Genomic DNA, 14381 nt, shown 5'->3' on the forward strand with positions numbered 1-14381 from the left:
ATTTAAACGATGTTGGGTTAATTTAGAAGAAAGATTTCAACTCTACGGTTTTTTGCCTCTTCGCTCGGCATTGCTTCGACCGATAAAGGAACCGAGTCACTGACGGATTCAACAATCATATTATCCCCGGCAACACCAAGATCCAGGAATGTCTGGGCAACGGCTGTTGCACGTCGCTGGGACGCATTCAAATTTACGAGCATATGCTCATCCAAGGGTAACTCTCTGGTTCTGCTGGAGGCATGTCCAACAACCTTGAGCACACCGCCTGATCGCAGTTGCGTTTCGGCAATTTTTCTAAGCTTTTGTTTGTCATTACGCCCGATCCGATTTGAACCTTGCTGGAAGAAAATAATTTCAACCGGCGTCGTACCATCAGAGGCCGCATAATTGGTGATTGTCCGGCCCCCATCTTCCACAGGATTTTGCAATGCGACAGCGGACGACTCAGACGAGGATTGATCTGCGGTAGAGGCATTGTCGAACTTTGAATTTTCAGCCCCGACGACGGATGTTGCGGAAGACGCGGCCAGTTGCTCCTCAAATACCCGTTCAACACCCTGACTGCTTACGATAGTGGTCGCCACAGGAGACGGTGTTTGAGATGTCGCAACGACCGCGGGTTCGGAGTTTTCCGCGCTCGAGACAGGTGTTGTTTCTTCGTCAGAACTTTCCGACGTGCTGGCGACAGTGGCTGCTGTCGCGGCTGTGGCAGCGATAGCCGCCCCCTCTGCGGTGGGCTCTTCCGTCACAGTCGTCACTGTTTCCGTCACCGTGGTTGTTTCTTGCGGTGCGACGACTTCTATCTTTGTCTCTTCAACTGCGACATCGACTTCTTCCTTTGGTTCAGGTGTCTGCAAAGGGGTTCCCAGCGACGTATCTGCCCGCAAGGCTTCATCAGTATACCGAGCATTTTCGCGATCTGCCCGTAACCCTTCTTGAATTTCCTGTGCTTCCGCGACCGCTGTTGCCGCCCCTGAATCACTTGGAACGGTGCTTAGAGTTGGATATTCCGCAGATTCTTCCTCGCCATCGGTTGAACACCCCGCAACAGTTAAAAAGCTGGCCACAAAAAGAAGTCCGGCAGCCCTCTTCAGAAATCTGGAATTAGGTTTCACCGGTATCGTAACAAGTTCGTCCATCTCAACGCCCGCTGTAAGATATTCTGTAATCACATAGTCCCTATTTTGAAATAGACAACTTTTTGATTTAACTTAAGTAAATTCAAAGATATCATAAAGCATATGAAGGGCAAATTCGCAATGATTTCTCGTAAGAACAACAACCGTAAGCGAAGAGCTGGCTTCTTTTAGATCCAGCTACGCGAATTCGAACTGGAAAACCGGCAACGGCCTTTCGACCACGAGTAACAGAACAGGTGCCATTGTGCAGAAAAATGACCCGCAGGAAAACAACCAGGAAATTCTCGAAGATTCCAAAGAGTTTGCGGAGAATTTCGCCAAGATCGCGGTGCAGAGCCAGGAAATTGTTACTGAATTCCTGAATAGCCAGAAAACAAAGGATGTCGATCCGGACCCTTTAAATATAGGTAAAGCCTTCATGGACATGACCGCCAAAATGATGGCGGATCCAGCGAAGATACTGGAGGCGCAAACAACCCTCTGGAAAAACTATCTTGATCTTTGGCAGAACGCGGCGATGCGGGCCAGCGGTCAGGAAGCGGATCCAATGATCACACCGGAAGCCGGGGATAAGCGCTTCAAGTCTGATGAATGGAACAAAAACCAGATATTCGACTATATCAAACAATCCTATCTTCTCACCTCTAACTGGGTGCAGGACACGGTTGCAGATGTTGAAGGCCTGGATGACCACACAAAGAAAAAGGTCGATTTTTACACCAAGGTTTATACGGATGCCCTGTCCCCGACCAATTTCTTCTGGTCTAACCCGGATGTCTTGAAAAAGACCGTGGAAACCAAGGGCGACAATCTCGTGCATGGTCTGGAAAACATGCTGGATGACCTGAAAAGAGGCAAAGGGCAAATCAGCCCGAAAATGACAGATGACAGCGCCTTTGAGGTCGGTAAAAACATTGCCGTCAGTCCGGGCAAGGTCGTCTTCGAAAACGACTTGATGCAATTACTGCAGTTTTCACCGGCAACTGCAAAAGTCTATAAAAAGCCGCTTCTTATAACACCGCCCTGGATCAATAAATTCTACATTCTCGACCTGAAGCAGGAAAATTCCTTTATCAAATGGTGTGTCGAAAAAGGGTACACGGTTTTTGTTATCTCCTGGGTCAATCCGGATGAACGTCACACTGACAAGACGTTCGAAAGCTATATGTCCGAAGGAATTCTGGCCGCACTGGATGCCATTGAGGCAACCCTTGGTGAAAAGGAAGTGACGGCAATCGGCTATTGCATCGGCGGGACGTTAATGGCCACAACCCTGTCCTATCTTGCTGCCGTAGGTGAAACCCGGATAACGGCTTGTACTTTTTTCGCGACCCAGCTCGATTTTGAAGACGCGGGTGACCTTCTTGTCTTTACCGATGAAGAACAAATCCAGATGATCGAACGCAAAATGGAGGAAGCCGGATTTCTCGAAGGCAAGGACATGGCTTCTACTTTCAATATGCTCCGTTCCAATGACCTTATCTGGTCTTTTGTGATTAACAATTACATGCTTGGTAAGTCACCTTTCCCGTTTGATCTTTTGTATTGGAATTCTGATACAACGAATATGCCGCCGAAAATGCACAGTTTTTACCTGCGTAATATGTACCAGAAAAATTTGCTGCAAAAACCGGGCGCCCTAACTCTCGGCGGTCACCCGGTTGATTTAACCAAGGTAACAATTCCGATTTTCGTTCAGGCCAGCAAGGAAGATCATATTGCGCCCTTTAAGTCGGTGTTCAAGGACACCAAGCTATTTGGCGGCCCGGCGGAATTCATGCTGGCAGGATCTGGTCATATTGCCGGGGTAATCAATCACCCTGATGCCAAGAAGTACAACCATTGGACCAACACCAAGAAGAAAAATTATGAAACGGGTGAAGAATGGCTGGCTGATGCCGAAGAGCATCCGGGGTCCTGGTGGCCTTATTGGGACAAATGGCTAAGCAAGAAATCAGGCCCTAAAGTAGCAGCTCGAGATCCATCCAAGGGTAAGCTGAAAGCCATAGAGGATGCGCCTGGAAGTTACGTCAAGGTTCGCGCAAAAGAAGGTAAGCATAAAGAGAGCTGATCACGGGTCCTTGCCATAGCCTTTTGGAACGAAGAAAATGTGGTCAAGCGCTGCTTTTGCAGCGTGGCATCCTATACAAAACTCAACATTTTCGCTGTTTTCCCCATTTGTCGTGCCAAAAACACTGCCATCGGGCAGCACCATTGTATATTTCCAATTGCCGCTGGGTTTGTTAAACCCTTCGCCCATTTTCTCCATCAGAAACAATGCCCCCGGGAAAATACTTCTATCTGACGTCACTGAAAAACTATCTTTCGCCAGTATGGAGCCAATAGGATAGGTTTCGCCCGGCTTGAGCTGCCCATAATCCTTCGCTATTTCATTGGCATAATTATCCACATATCGGGCCCCGTGGGTCGCAGATATGTACGGCGCATTATTGTAGCGTTTCCAACTGGTATATTTAGCTGCGGTACCAATATCCGACATGGCAAAGATGGCTTTGATGTCGGGAAGGACAGAAAGGTAGATTTGTTCTGCCTGTTGCTTGGTCAGATCCGCCGGATTGGAAAGTTCAATATGTCCAATTGGTTTTATGTCAGTATCTTGTTGAGCATATACGGGGAAAACAACCAGGATACCGGCAGTAACGATAATAGAAGCTGTTATTTTTTTCAGTGAAATTCGAGCAGACGCGTACATGATTATCCTTTCAGATAAAACGGCACCCCTCGATTAAAATAGACTGACGCCAAGTTAAACGGCGTCAGTCATCGTATGTTCTAATTAATGCGAACTTCTTCCGGCAGGAAGAAAAGACTGTCCGTATCTTCTGCTGCCATATGGCATTCGTAGCAGAACTTGACAGCACCGCTGCCCTGCCCATTCGTGGTTCCCACCGTCTGACCATTCGGCAGAATAAGCGTGTATTTCCAGTTGCCACTGGCCTCATTAAACCCAGCCGCCATTTTCTCCATCATGAACAAGGGGCCGACAACCGCCCGTCCATCGGTCTGGACAGCGAAACTATCTTTGGCCAGTACCGACCCCACCGGCATCTTCCCGCCTTCTTCGTAGAGGGCATAGGCTTCCTCGGCCACGGCATTACCATAGTTGCTGACGTGACGGCCACCATGCGTTCCAGAGGCGTATGGCGCGGTAGAGAAAATCTTCCAATCCATATAATAACCCGCATCTTTTACACCTGATTTCGCATATGAGTTTTTCATATCTGCTTTCAAGCAATCATATGCTGAGTTGGCTTCTGCTGGTTCCAATTCAACATCTGCAACGGCTGCGGCGCCGCAAGGGCCACAAGGATTACAGGGGTTGCAAGGATTACAGGCATTTGCTGCGCATGGATTTTTTGCAGCACATGGGTTGCAGGGATTACAGGCTTTTTTCGCGGCACAAGGATTACAAGCACCACAAGCTTTCTTCGCCGCACATGGATTACAGGCGCCACATGCCTTCTTTGCCGCACATGGGTTACAGGCGCCACATGCCTTCTTTGCCGCGCATGGGTTGCAGGCGCCACATGCGCTTTTTGCACCGCACGGATTACAAGCGCCACAGGGTTTTTTAGCGGCGCAAGGATTACAGGCCGCCGCTTTTTGCACTGAAGGAACGATACAATTGGAACTGCTCTTCTTCGCCGCACAAGGGTTGCAGGCATTTGCAGCACAAGGATTCTTGGCAGCACATGGGTTGCAGGCGCCACAAGCTTTTTTGGCAGCACAGGGGTTACAGGCACCACAGGCCTTTTTCGCCGCACAGGGATTGCAAGCATTCTTTGGTTTTTTTGCTGCGCAAGGATTACATGATGCGGCGGCTGGTTTTAAAGTCATCATTGATACTGGGACGGCAATCGTCGTCACAGCGAAAATTCCACCAACGCCCATAAGCGCCGGGATAATGGTCGTGGATAATAGTTTTCCATTAAGTGCCGACATGTAATCTCTCTCCCATAGTTAAGTATTTCCTACTTACTTTGCTTCATGGGAAAAGTTACGCCTAGATCACGCAACAATCCTTTCAACTCTCTTCACGATAGGGTGAAAGGAAGCTTAAATGGAACGCTCTATTTGTTGAAATATGTGAATATTAAATGATTGCACGGTAACAAATGACGATCTTTACATTAATCCCGGAGACATATTCAATAACCGACAGATGAAACCTTACGATTTTACCGGGAAAGCTCGTCGATATAAACTTGCGCCAAGCCGGCATAATGCTCTGCTCCGCCCGTAAGGCTCTCTTTCTCCTGGTCAGATAGTGGTCGAATGAATTTAGCGGGTGCCCCACCCCATAATTCACCCGCTGCGATCCGCTTGTTTGGTGTCACCAATGCGCCGGCCGCTACCATTCCACCGGTTTCCACTACGGCCCCATCCATGACCGTTGCCCCCATTCCGACGAAACTTCCGGTTTCCAGGGTACATCCATGGATCATACAATTATGGCCGACAAGGACATCGTCACCTATTATGGTCGGATGAGTACCGTTTGAGACATGTATGACTGTTCCATCCTGAATATTGCTGCGCTCCCCAATACGAATATAGGAAACGTCACCACGTAAAACGCAATTGAACCAAACACTTGATCCCTTACCGATGACAACATCCCCAATGACATTCGCCGACGGTGCGATAAACGCATCCTTCGCCACTGTGGGAAGAATGCCTTTAAAGGGAAAAAGCTGATTGGTCATAGGCAAAATATCCTTTTTTTGTTTTAGGGGAAAAGCGGCGCTTGTTCCAACGCGGTTGTTTCTTCAAGACCAAACATCACATTCATATTCTGAACAGCCTGGCCACTCGACCCTTTAACCAGATTATCAATTGCCGCGATAATCGTCGCCCGTCCGGGAATGCGGTCTTCGAAAACATTAAGGACGCAATTATTCGAGCCCCGAACCATCTGGGTTTGCGGTACTGCACCTTTAGGTAACAATCTTACAAATGGTTCGTCACCATAAACACTGGCATATTCCGCCCGCAAATCGTCGACGCTTTTTCCCGAAGATAGCCGGACATGGCCGGTAATCAGCTCTCCCCGGCTCATGGGCACCAGGTGCGGGACAAAATTTACACGAATGTCAGCCGCCGGCACCCGTAACGATTTGGCAATCTCTTGTTCTATTTCCGGCGCATGTCGATGGGAGGCGATACTGTAGGGACTCAGGCCTTCGCCCGCTTCACTAAAAAGCGTTATTTGCTTCAAGCCTCTACCAGCGCCGGTCGTCCCGGATTTTGCGTCGATTACGAGGTCGTTGGAGTCTATGAGGCCAGCAGACGTCAACGGCATCAACGCCAAAAGAACAGCCGTCGGATAACAGCCAGGGCACGCGACAAGTCTGGCATTTCCGATTTCATCACGATTGATTTCCGTAAGTCCATAGACGGCTTCCGATTGGAGATCCGGAGCAAAATGCTCATGCCCATACCATTCTTCGTAAGTTGCCGGATCCTCGATACGAAAATCAGCCGACAAATCTATAACTTTAAGCGTCTTCGGCAAGCTTGCGATAATTTCCTGTGTCGTGCCGTGAGGCAGGCCGCAAAACACTACATCCACGTCATCCCATGGCGCAGTATCGACAGAAATCATGTCCGGCAATCCATATCCACCCAAATGCGGGTACACATCATGGACAGGTTGGCCAGCTTTCCGATCCGCGGTTAAAAAGCAAATTTCCGTATTAGGGTGCCGTAGCAATAACCGCATGGCTTCCGCGCCCGTATAACCGCTGGCACCTAGGATACCAGCTCTAATTTTTTGAGTAGACTTCATCATACTTATCAGACTCTCTTGCACGAGGTCCGATCCTTCTTCGCAATTAGGTAACCAAATATTGCTGGTGCTGGCCTTTCAGCGCTTTATCTGCAAACCAGATCAATATGTTTAAATCAAATCCTTCACGGCTTTCATCATCCAGTCGGAGACGGCCTTTTTTCAGGCCCGCGAGAATATCCTTGTTTGCCTTTCGAAGAAGTGCATTACGTACTGAGCCTCGAACATCTAGTTGATCTTTCATTTCTACGATCAACTCGTCCCCTTTGAGCGTATGGACATAATCCTTGATCTGAATTGAAAACGCCTCCTCGGCATCCAGGGAAATACCCAGATCTTCAATTTTCAAGTCATCCCCATTTTTAATTGGGTAGTCCATAGCCGTATATTCCTTGCATGCTAAAATCGATTTTCAACATGTTTTTACATCAAATAGTGAAGTTGGCAATGCCTGGTCCCGCAGCGAAACAGCTCAGGCAATAAAAAAGGCGGCTCTCGCCGCCTTTTCATTAATTCCGAACATATTTTAGTCCAGCAGCACGAGCTCTTCAGCAGATGACTTGCCGTTTCGACCTTCAACCAGTTCAAATTGAACTTTAGCGTTTTCTTGAAGGGTCTTTAATCCGGCCCTTTCAACAGCTGAAATATGCACAAAAGCGTCTGACCCGCCACTTTCTGGCTCGATAAATCCAAATCCCTTAGTCGGGTTAAACCACTTTACTGTACCAATTGCCATTTTTTGTCTCCTGGACACTAATTCTATAGATCCGCACAAAGTCGCTGACAAAGTGCCCAATTGCAGCGAACAATGAACGTAAGAGCATTGTGTTACATTTGTATGTAAGAATATACAATACCCCAACGTCTCGGGTAATAGATATGTTTCCAGATTGCAAGTAAGATTTTTGTCAATTGAATTTATTGTGATCTACATCACCAGAAAAACAACAGTATACCTTTATTCAGCATGGCACTAATCCGGATTGATGGTAAGTTACAAACCAATTACGGAGATGCCTTATGTTACCCGATTCCGCGCTTATCGTTTCCTTTATATTCAGCGCCCTGCTTCTTACCTTAGCACCCGGCCCCGATATCGTTTATGTTGCCATGAGAGGCCTATCACAGGGCTGGCGGGCTGGATTGGTCGCAGCTTTTGGCCTCATCACAGGGATATTTGTCCATATAACGCTTGCGGGTCTTGGGCTTTCAGTCATTCTGGCGTCGTCTCCCATCCTCTTCACTGTCATAAAATACGCCGGCGCCCTCTATATAATTTATATCGGATGGCAAATTGCCCGCTCGGGCCCTCTCAACCTTGATGAAGATGCACATAGCTTGTCCCTCGGGCAGATATATCGCCAGACGATTCTGATGAATATCCTTAATCCAAAGGTCGCCTTGTTCTTTCTGGCGTTTTTGCCACAGTTTGTTGATACGAGTTCAGGGCATACGACAGCTCAATTTGTATTTTTTGGCTTCTTATTTCAGGCTTGTGCCTTTCTGGTAATGGGCGGAATGGGCATATTTGCCGGAGCTATAGCGTCGGCTTTGAGACAAAACAAGGCTGTGAGTTTATACATTAACCGTGTCAGTGGTTCTATCGTTATGCTGCTGGGAATATTCATCCCTGTAAAAGATATTTGGGATTATGTTTTCGAAAACTAGGAGGCCTTGTCGTGACCGAAAAGACAACGAAACTCAAAGGCGGATGTCTGTGTGGTGCCGTCACATTCGAAGTAGAACCACCTTTACGTGACATCATTTCCTGCCACTGCACCCAATGCCAGAAATCCAGCGGGCATTATTTTGCAGCCACCGCCGCCTCCAATGACGCGCTACATCTCATACAAGATCGCGGCCTTAAATGGTTTAAATCATCTGACTGGGCGGAACGCGGGTTTTGTTCAGAATGCGGTGCCAACATGTTCTGGCGTATGCCAAATCGAAACATGACTAGCATTCTCGCCGGCAGTCTGGATGGGAATATCGACTTGAAAACAGTTCGGCATATTTTTGTTGCAGACAAGAAGGACTATTACAATATCGCCGACGGACTGCCACAATTCGAGAGTTATCCCGAAGAAATGAAAAATCAATAGAGGCTACAATATGCTGTTAAAAGGCTCCTGCCACTGCAAAGCCATTACCTTTTCCGTGGAATCTGATCAGCCTTGCCCGTTCAATCTTTGCTTTTGCAGTATCTGCCGAAAGACACAGGGCGGTGGTGGATATGCCATAAACCTGGGTGGTAACGCCAACAGTTTAAAGGTTGAGGGCACCGAACATATTTCCATCTATCAGGCGTCAATTGATATGGCGGAAGGCGGAAAACAAATCAGCAACGCAAAACGCCATTTCTGCGCAAAGTGCGGAAGTGGACTTTGGCTCTATGATAGCCGCTGGCCCGATCTCATTCATCCGTTCGCGTCTGCGATAGACACAGAATTGCCTATGGCGCCTAATCGAACCTATATGATGACGGGGTCGAAAAGCAGCTGGATTCCCATTGATAGTGGTATGTATGACAATGTGTTTGAATCATATCCGGATGAATCCCTTGCTGATTGGCATCTCAGACATGGCATTGGTAAAGGCTCTTCGAAATGAAGAAAATTCGTCTTGAAACCTGGAAACGCCAGCGGCAATTTGAGCTATTTAAAGGGTTTGACTTCCCCCATATGAGCATAACAGCATCCGTGGAGATCACTGAGTTCATGCGTCACGCGCGATCTCGGAATTTTTCGGTGTTTAATGCTATCCTTTTCTCGATCATGAAAACAGCTAATAGCATTGATGAGTTTCGCACCCGTTTTAGTAATGGGGAAATATACGTACATGATACAGTTCACCCCTCTTTCACTGTGCCAATCGCTGATGACCAATTCGCTTTTTGTAAAGTTGCCTTTAGTGAGGATAGGAAGACCTTTGATGAGGCATGTCGGCTGGCTAAATCTGAGGCCGAACAACAGACAGAATTGAAAGAAAATACATCTACAGAGGATCATTGGATTTATCTTAGCTGCACTCCGTGGTTGGATTTTACTGCGGGACATCATCCAGTTGCAAACGCAGCGGATTGCATTCCGCGCATTGCATGGGGGAAAATTACGAATACTGATGATTGTTGGACGATGCCCGTAAATTTGCAGGTGCACCATTCATTAGTCGACGGACTTCATATTGCGAAATTTTACGAAATACTGAAAGAAAACCTAAAAGATATCTAGCTACCTGCGGTCGCCTTGAAATCTATATCAATAAACGTACTCCGCTCGACGCCGAGATATTCAATTTGATCCGTCCGCGCATCGCGAGCGCCATTTTCTTCATATACTATGGTATAAAAAACCAAACGATTGCAATTACCACACTCATCAAGCAGCGGAAAACCGACCGCAACCGTCTTGACAATTTGCCCGCTTTTCGCTGTCCCGTTCAGATTTGTGATAATCCCGCAAGGCCGCCTGGTCAGTTCCATCATAATTTGACCAGCCTCCGCCCGGGTTTCCTCCGGATAAAAATCCAGCAGATTGCGCCCTGTAAGTTCCGTTCCTATTTGCTCGACAAGATAAGTTCCTGCAAGGCGCGAGATAATTTCGGTTTCCGAAATTGTTTCATATATTTGAATGCCCGGCAAAAGCGAAACTATTTTCGTTGGGTCAAAATTACTCCGCCGCGGCACCAGCTGATCTCGACCAATTCCACGCCAGTATAATGCAAATTGTTTGGATTCTTCAGTAATCCAGTCGATCTCATCAAAAGCTTTCATAGACATAAATATACGCTTTCATAGACATAAATATACGCCCTATCCCACCTAGTACAAAAACCCGTTTTTTTCTGACTAGCAAACCCTGAATATTTTTGTTTTTAATTCACCTGCTTTATATACATACTTTCTTATTATGCAACCCTAGTTTGACTAACACAGATTTTTACACTTAGTCGGCGATCTTTACCCAGAACTTCATTATGACTACTTATTGTAACTTACTGCCAAACCAGCCCGAGCATCATTTTGAATTCCGTACTGTGGAATTGGATACCGCAGTCCATTGGAAGAAAGCTTTGCCAGCCCTTCCACCACTTTTGGAAGATATGCCGGTGGAATCGCCATCAGTAACTCATCTTCCAATACACCTCCGTAGCGTCGCTCTGCGAAGCAAGGAAGTGACAGGCTCGGCTCACCCGTCGATAACGCTCGTCCCCAGGAATCAGCACAGGAAGATTCACCAACAACGCTAAAATCCAGTTTTTTATAACCCGCCCACTGTAAACCGTTAATAAACAAGATCATTTGTGCAGGTGTCATATAAATCAAGCAAATATCCGGCGGATTCAATCGACCCGATGACAACGGAGATACCGCCATAGCCGTGTATGTTCCCGCGGGAACAACTTGCATTGCCGACTGGTGATCGGTGGCATCTTCCGTGGTTTCATACCAAACACCGGCATAGTTCTCGCCTTTTTTCCAGGCGTCGTCTTGCGGGCGCAACCCAAGTACTGCACCACATTGCGCACCAACAAAATCATCAGCCGTGGCGCCAACGGTCCAGCCCAATCGACATGCCTGTGCGACAATTTGATCCGCTGTATGAATAAACTGCGGACGGCGAATACGGTCAATCGCTTCCATTTCCTCAACAGTTTCAAATAATTTCATACCGATTGGCGTAGCCCGTAGCCGAAGATATTTGTTCAGCCCGCCCAGAAGATCATCCCAGTTATAAAAATCTTCCATTTTTTTCATTTTTATCTCCCTTTTTTTGTAACAGATTGGCATGGTCGCAAATGAATGTCACCTGGTTAGACAGCATGTATATCGTTTTACACAGCCAACCTATCCGCTTAACGTAAATATTGAAATACGCGAGGGAGTTCCAATTAGATGGTCCGAATTACAGATGAAAATCGAAAATGGTGGATTCTTGCTGCAATGGGTGGGACGCTAGCCCTCATTGTGCTTGATGAAACGGTCGTCGGTGTCGCTCTTCCGACCATCCAAAAACAGCTTGGCATGACGCAGGTTGGCAGCCATTGGATCATCAATGCCTATTTTCTTATATTCACCATTCTCGCTGCAGCCGGGGGGAAAATGGGCGACATATTCGGGTACCGACGAATGTTTTTAGGGGCCCTTACTATTTTTGGCGTGTCCTCGATAGCCTGCGGTTTTGCCCAGAACGGCACCTGGATCATCGTTGCGCGCGGTTTCCAAGGGCTTGGCGCTGCCGTGGTCTTTCCCTTTTCCATAGCCATGGTTACAGCTGTTTTCGAGCCGGAACAACGCGGGCGGGCGTTCGGTATTCAAACAGCCGTTGGGGGTACCTTCATCTCTCTCGGCCCACTGGTTGGGGGTTTTTTTACAGAAGTGCTCAGTTGGCGGTGGATTTTCTGGATTAATTTGCCTTTGGTCCTAATTATTGCGACTGTGATTTTACTAGCTTGGCGTGAACCACAAAAACCTGAAACCACGAATGCATCAGGGCTACAGCAAATTGATTTCAAGGGATTGGGGTTAATGGTTTTAGCCCTGTGTTCTTTTGTCGTTGCTGCGATGGTAGGGCCGGATTACGGTTGGGACAATCCCTTTATCATAACAGGTTTCGCAGTTGGCCTAGCGACAACAATTGTCTTCGTCATGGTGGAAACACGCCTTAAAAACCCATTGATCGAGCTCAAGCTATTTTCCATACGAACCTTTTCCGTCATGAATGCCATAGTGTTTATGGGTGAGTTTGGTAAAATGGCATTAATAATTTTCGGCGCCCTTTTACTTCAAAAGAATTTCGACATGAACCCTTTGATTGCAGGCATCGCCTTGTTACCCGCAGTCGTCCCTTCCTTGTTTTCCTCATTGGTAGCCGGATCTCTCTCTGACAGATTTGACGCCCGCAAAATATCGCTTATCGGGTTGCTATTAAATTGCAGTGCAATGATCTGGATGGCGGTAACCGTTACATTGGATAATTATTACTATCTCATTCCAGCTTTCATCGCCTGGGGTTGCTCCTTGCCCTTCCATTTTGTCTCAACCCGGCGCGCAGCTGTAAATTCCGTACCTGCTGATAAACTCGGGCAGAGCAGTGGATTGACCATGACCGCCCAGCTATTAGGCGGAACCGTTGGTATGGCGACATGCAGTGCCCTTTATGCCAGTACCGGGTATTTCACATCCGTATATCTTGTAACAGCGGCCGTCATGGGAATTGTTGCCCTTGTTGGTTTCTTCAAGATACGCAGCGAATTCGCGTAAATAGAGGCCGCTAAATGGCGGATGAATACTCAGTCGAGAAGAAAATTCAGCCGGTCATCAGTTTTTGACGGCGTAATCTCAAGAATTTCAGCGCTTACGACATTTTCTGCGACAAATGGGTCTTCGTTCACTCTATCCTGAAGCTCCGCTTGCGACAGATTAAACGCCATTATCCCTCCGCCCAGGTTTGGCTGGAGACTTCCGGTCAACAAAAATACGCCGTCACGCAAACCGCGTTCAACCCACTCCTTGTGGCCTTCCATGTATTGGCTGGCTTGGTCTTTATTACTGGAAAACTTAAGTAATATGATGAACATATGATTTGCCCTTCTATAAATATAATATGAATGAACAAGGCACCCAACTTTGCCACCCTGTTGTGAATTGCGCTAATCTGTTCTGCTCTGGTGACATTCACTATACCCAGTACTTGTCGTGCACAACTTCAACCAGTCGCCCATCAGCGCTACTTCCTGTTCAATGAATTGCTCATCGTGAAAAGCATTGGCCAGCGTGGCGACCCCCTGACTGCGGGCGAGTAAGTGCATTGCCAAAGCATCAGACTCTGCTTCGTGGCCGAGCAGTGTAAACTGCCTGCGCAACCATGTTCGAAACAGTGTGAACAGCTTGTTCGCATTAGCTTGCGAGTCATGGTCCAATTTCGCAAGCTCGGTGTTTAATGTTCCGACCGGACAGCCATATAGCATGATCTTGGCCCGGTTTGCGATCAACAGGTGGATAAAACTGAGGATGCGATCCTGCGGTTCCTTCCCTTCCATCTCCCATTGATCCAGCATCTCTACGGTTTCAGCTCCGCGCAGATCGATCACGGCATCCAAAATTTCATCCTTGGATTCGAAATGATAGTAAAAATTACCGCGCGAGATCTGTACGGCCTCCGCAATATGTGAAAACGAAGTATGTTCGTAGCCTTGCTGATAGAACAATTGATCGGCAGCCTCAACAATGAGATCACGCGTTGTCTTGTCATTCATAAAGGTACCTTTCCAGCTCAACGGATCCTCTAGGGCCAAGCTGTCAAAGTCGACGGCCCTTTGCCTGTTCGAATCTAGGACAAACGTCCTAAATCAGATATAGGACGTTTGTCCTAGGCTGTCAAGAGCCCAACAACGCACAAAAAAGGGCCCGCCAGATGGCGAGCCCTTTT

General features: G+C 47.5%; 18 protein-coding genes. 7 read left to right on the forward strand and 11 right to left on the reverse strand.

Features of this window, described 5'->3' with window-relative positions:
* Positions 1-17 precede the first annotated feature (17 nt).
* Entirely contained in the window at positions 18-1142 is a 1125-nt protein-coding gene (locus tag NBZ79_RS12695; protein WP_251932842.1) for an OmpA family protein, read from the reverse strand.
* A gap of 244 nt (positions 1143-1386) precedes the next feature.
* Here NBZ79_RS12695 and NBZ79_RS12700 point away from each other — a divergent pair, with 244 nt between their 5' ends.
* Positions 1387-3213, forward strand: coding sequence for a PHA/PHB synthase family protein (locus NBZ79_RS12700; RefSeq protein WP_251932843.1), 1827 nt, complete (start codon positions 1387-1389; stop codon positions 3211-3213).
* Here the strand turns inward: NBZ79_RS12700 and NBZ79_RS12705 are convergent, their stop codons facing one another.
* Together NBZ79_RS12705 and NBZ79_RS12710 are read right to left on the reverse strand one after the other, a co-directional pair.
* The gene (locus NBZ79_RS12705; protein ID WP_251932844.1) at positions 3214-3855 is read right to left on the reverse strand and encodes a cytochrome P460 family protein; all 642 of its coding nucleotides are present in this window, start codon (positions 3853-3855) and stop codon (positions 3214-3216) included.
* Between the two features lie 80 nt (positions 3856-3935).
* Positions 3936-4382 carry a cytochrome P460 family protein gene (locus NBZ79_RS12710; RefSeq protein WP_251932845.1) on the reverse strand — a complete coding sequence of 149 codons (447 nt, stop codon included), beginning with the start codon at positions 4380-4382 and terminating at the stop codon, positions 3936-3938.
* 28 nt (positions 4383-4410) lie between these two features.
* Here NBZ79_RS12710 and NBZ79_RS12715 point away from each other — a divergent pair, with 28 nt between their 5' ends.
* Positions 4411-5109, forward strand: coding sequence for a hypothetical protein (locus tag NBZ79_RS12715; RefSeq protein ID WP_251932846.1), 699 nt, complete (start codon positions 4411-4413; stop codon positions 5107-5109).
* A 232-nt stretch (positions 5110-5341) separates the two neighbouring features.
* On the opposite strand, the gene NBZ79_RS12720 is transcribed toward NBZ79_RS12715, so the two are convergent.
* From NBZ79_RS12720 to NBZ79_RS12735, 4 genes are all read right to left on the reverse strand, one after another.
* On the reverse strand, positions 5342-5869 hold the full coding sequence (locus NBZ79_RS12720) for a gamma carbonic anhydrase family protein (protein ID WP_251932847.1): 528 nt from the start codon (positions 5867-5869) through the stop codon (positions 5342-5344).
* Positions 5870-5892: 23 nt separating this feature from the next.
* Positions 5893-6954: an N-acetyl-gamma-glutamyl-phosphate reductase gene (gene argC / locus NBZ79_RS12725; protein WP_251932848.1), complete on the reverse strand. Its 1062-nt coding sequence runs from the start codon at positions 6952-6954 to the stop codon at positions 5893-5895.
* 43 nt (positions 6955-6997) lie between these two features.
* Positions 6998-7330, reverse strand: a complete 333-nt coding sequence (locus NBZ79_RS12730; protein WP_251932849.1) for a hypothetical protein — start codon at positions 7328-7330, stop codon at positions 6998-7000.
* Positions 7331-7477: 147 nt separating this feature from the next.
* Entirely contained in the window at positions 7478-7687 is a 210-nt protein-coding gene (locus NBZ79_RS12735) for a cold-shock protein (protein WP_251932850.1), read from the reverse strand.
* Positions 7688-7971: 284 nt separating this feature from the next.
* On the opposite strand from NBZ79_RS12735, the gene NBZ79_RS12740 reads away from it, so the two are divergent.
* Genes NBZ79_RS12740 through NBZ79_RS12755 form a run of 4 tightly spaced genes read left to right on the forward strand, consistent with a single transcriptional unit; the run spans position 7972 to position 10181 of the window.
* Complete coding sequence (locus NBZ79_RS12740; RefSeq protein WP_251932851.1) at positions 7972-8619, forward strand: LysE family translocator; 648 nt, start codon at positions 7972-7974, stop codon at positions 8617-8619.
* Positions 8620-8630: 11 nt separating this feature from the next.
* Positions 8631-9053: a GFA family protein gene (locus NBZ79_RS12745; protein WP_251932852.1), complete on the forward strand. Its 423-nt coding sequence runs from the start codon at positions 8631-8633 to the stop codon at positions 9051-9053.
* Between the two features lie 10 nt (positions 9054-9063).
* Entirely contained in the window at positions 9064-9561 is a 498-nt protein-coding gene (locus tag NBZ79_RS12750; RefSeq protein ID WP_251932853.1) for a GFA family protein, read from the forward strand.
* Complete coding sequence (locus NBZ79_RS12755) at positions 9558-10181, forward strand: CatA-like O-acetyltransferase (protein WP_251932854.1); 624 nt, start codon at positions 9558-9560, stop codon at positions 10179-10181. The genes NBZ79_RS12750 and NBZ79_RS12755 overlap by 4 nt, the downstream gene beginning before the upstream one ends.
* Here the strand turns inward: NBZ79_RS12755 and NBZ79_RS12760 are convergent.
* Both NBZ79_RS12760 and NBZ79_RS12765 read right to left on the reverse strand, forming a co-directional pair.
* Positions 10178-10729 carry a PAS domain-containing protein gene (locus NBZ79_RS12760; RefSeq protein ID WP_251932855.1) on the reverse strand — a complete coding sequence of 184 codons (552 nt, stop codon included), beginning with the start codon at positions 10727-10729 and terminating at the stop codon, positions 10178-10180. The two genes, NBZ79_RS12755 and NBZ79_RS12760, sit on opposite strands and share 4 nt — an antisense overlap.
* 201 nt (positions 10730-10930) lie before the next feature.
* On the reverse strand, positions 10931-11707 hold the full coding sequence (locus NBZ79_RS12765; protein WP_251932856.1) for a DUF169 domain-containing protein: 777 nt from the start codon (positions 11705-11707) through the stop codon (positions 10931-10933).
* A 138-nt stretch (positions 11708-11845) separates the two neighbouring features.
* Here NBZ79_RS12765 and NBZ79_RS12770 point away from each other — a divergent pair, with 138 nt between their 5' ends.
* On the forward strand, positions 11846-13213 hold the full coding sequence (locus NBZ79_RS12770; protein WP_251932857.1) for an MFS transporter: 1368 nt from the start codon (positions 11846-11848) through the stop codon (positions 13211-13213).
* Between the two features lie 29 nt (positions 13214-13242).
* Here NBZ79_RS12770 and NBZ79_RS12775 read toward each other — a convergent pair whose 3' ends face one another.
* Positions 13243-13530 (reverse strand): YciI family protein, encoded by a 288-nt coding sequence (locus tag NBZ79_RS12775; RefSeq protein WP_251932858.1) that lies wholly within the window; start codon positions 13528-13530, stop codon positions 13243-13245.
* A 72-nt stretch (positions 13531-13602) separates the two neighbouring features.
* Positions 13603-14208, reverse strand: a complete 606-nt coding sequence (locus NBZ79_RS12780; protein WP_251932859.1) for a TetR/AcrR family transcriptional regulator — start codon at positions 14206-14208, stop codon at positions 13603-13605.
* Between the last annotated feature and the right edge of the window lie 173 nt (positions 14209-14381).

The sequence above is a fragment of the Sneathiella marina genome (genome assembly GCF_023746535.1).
GTDB classification, from domain to species: Bacteria; Pseudomonadota; Alphaproteobacteria; order Sneathiellales; family Sneathiellaceae; genus Sneathiella; species Sneathiella marina.

Bases quoted from the DNA above. Each gene is read 5' to 3' on its own strand.
- NBZ79_RS12695 (WP_251932842.1), bottom strand. From the start codon at position 1,142: ATGGACGAACTTGTTACGATACCGGTGAAACCTAATTCCAGATTTCTG.
- NBZ79_RS12705 (WP_251932844.1), bottom strand. From the start codon at position 3,855: ATGTACGCGTCTGCTCGAATTTCACTGAAAAAAATAACAGCTTCTATT.
- NBZ79_RS12710 (WP_251932845.1), bottom strand. From the start codon at position 4,382: ATGAAAAACTCATATGCGAAATCAGGTGTAAAAGATGCGGGTTATTAT.
- NBZ79_RS12720 (WP_251932847.1), bottom strand. From the start codon at position 5,869: ATGACCAATCAGCTTTTTCCCTTTAAAGGCATTCTTCCCACAGTGGCG.
- argC (WP_251932848.1), bottom strand. From the start codon at position 6,954: ATGATGAAGTCTACTCAAAAAATTAGAGCTGGTATCCTAGGTGCCAGC.
- NBZ79_RS12730 (WP_251932849.1), bottom strand. From the start codon at position 7,330: ATGGACTACCCAATTAAAAATGGGGATGACTTGAAAATTGAAGATCTG.
- NBZ79_RS12735 (WP_251932850.1), bottom strand. From the start codon at position 7,687: ATGGCAATTGGTACAGTAAAGTGGTTTAACCCGACTAAGGGATTTGGA.
- NBZ79_RS12740 (WP_251932851.1), top strand. From the start codon at position 7,972: ATGTTACCCGATTCCGCGCTTATCGTTTCCTTTATATTCAGCGCCCTG.
- NBZ79_RS12750 (WP_251932853.1), top strand. From the start codon at position 9,064: ATGCTGTTAAAAGGCTCCTGCCACTGCAAAGCCATTACCTTTTCCGTG.
- NBZ79_RS12755 (WP_251932854.1), top strand. From the start codon at position 9,558: ATGAAGAAAATTCGTCTTGAAACCTGGAAACGCCAGCGGCAATTTGAG.
- NBZ79_RS12760 (WP_251932855.1), bottom strand. From the start codon at position 10,729: ATGTCTATGAAAGCTTTTGATGAGATCGACTGGATTACTGAAGAATCC.
- NBZ79_RS12765 (WP_251932856.1), bottom strand. From the start codon at position 11,707: ATGAAAAAAATGGAAGATTTTTATAACTGGGATGATCTTCTGGGCGGG.
- NBZ79_RS12770 (WP_251932857.1), top strand. From the start codon at position 11,846: ATGGTCCGAATTACAGATGAAAATCGAAAATGGTGGATTCTTGCTGCA.
- NBZ79_RS12775 (WP_251932858.1), bottom strand. From the start codon at position 13,530: ATGTTCATCATATTACTTAAGTTTTCCAGTAATAAAGACCAAGCCAGC.
- NBZ79_RS12780 (WP_251932859.1), bottom strand. From the start codon at position 14,208: ATGAATGACAAGACAACGCGTGATCTCATTGTTGAGGCTGCCGATCAA.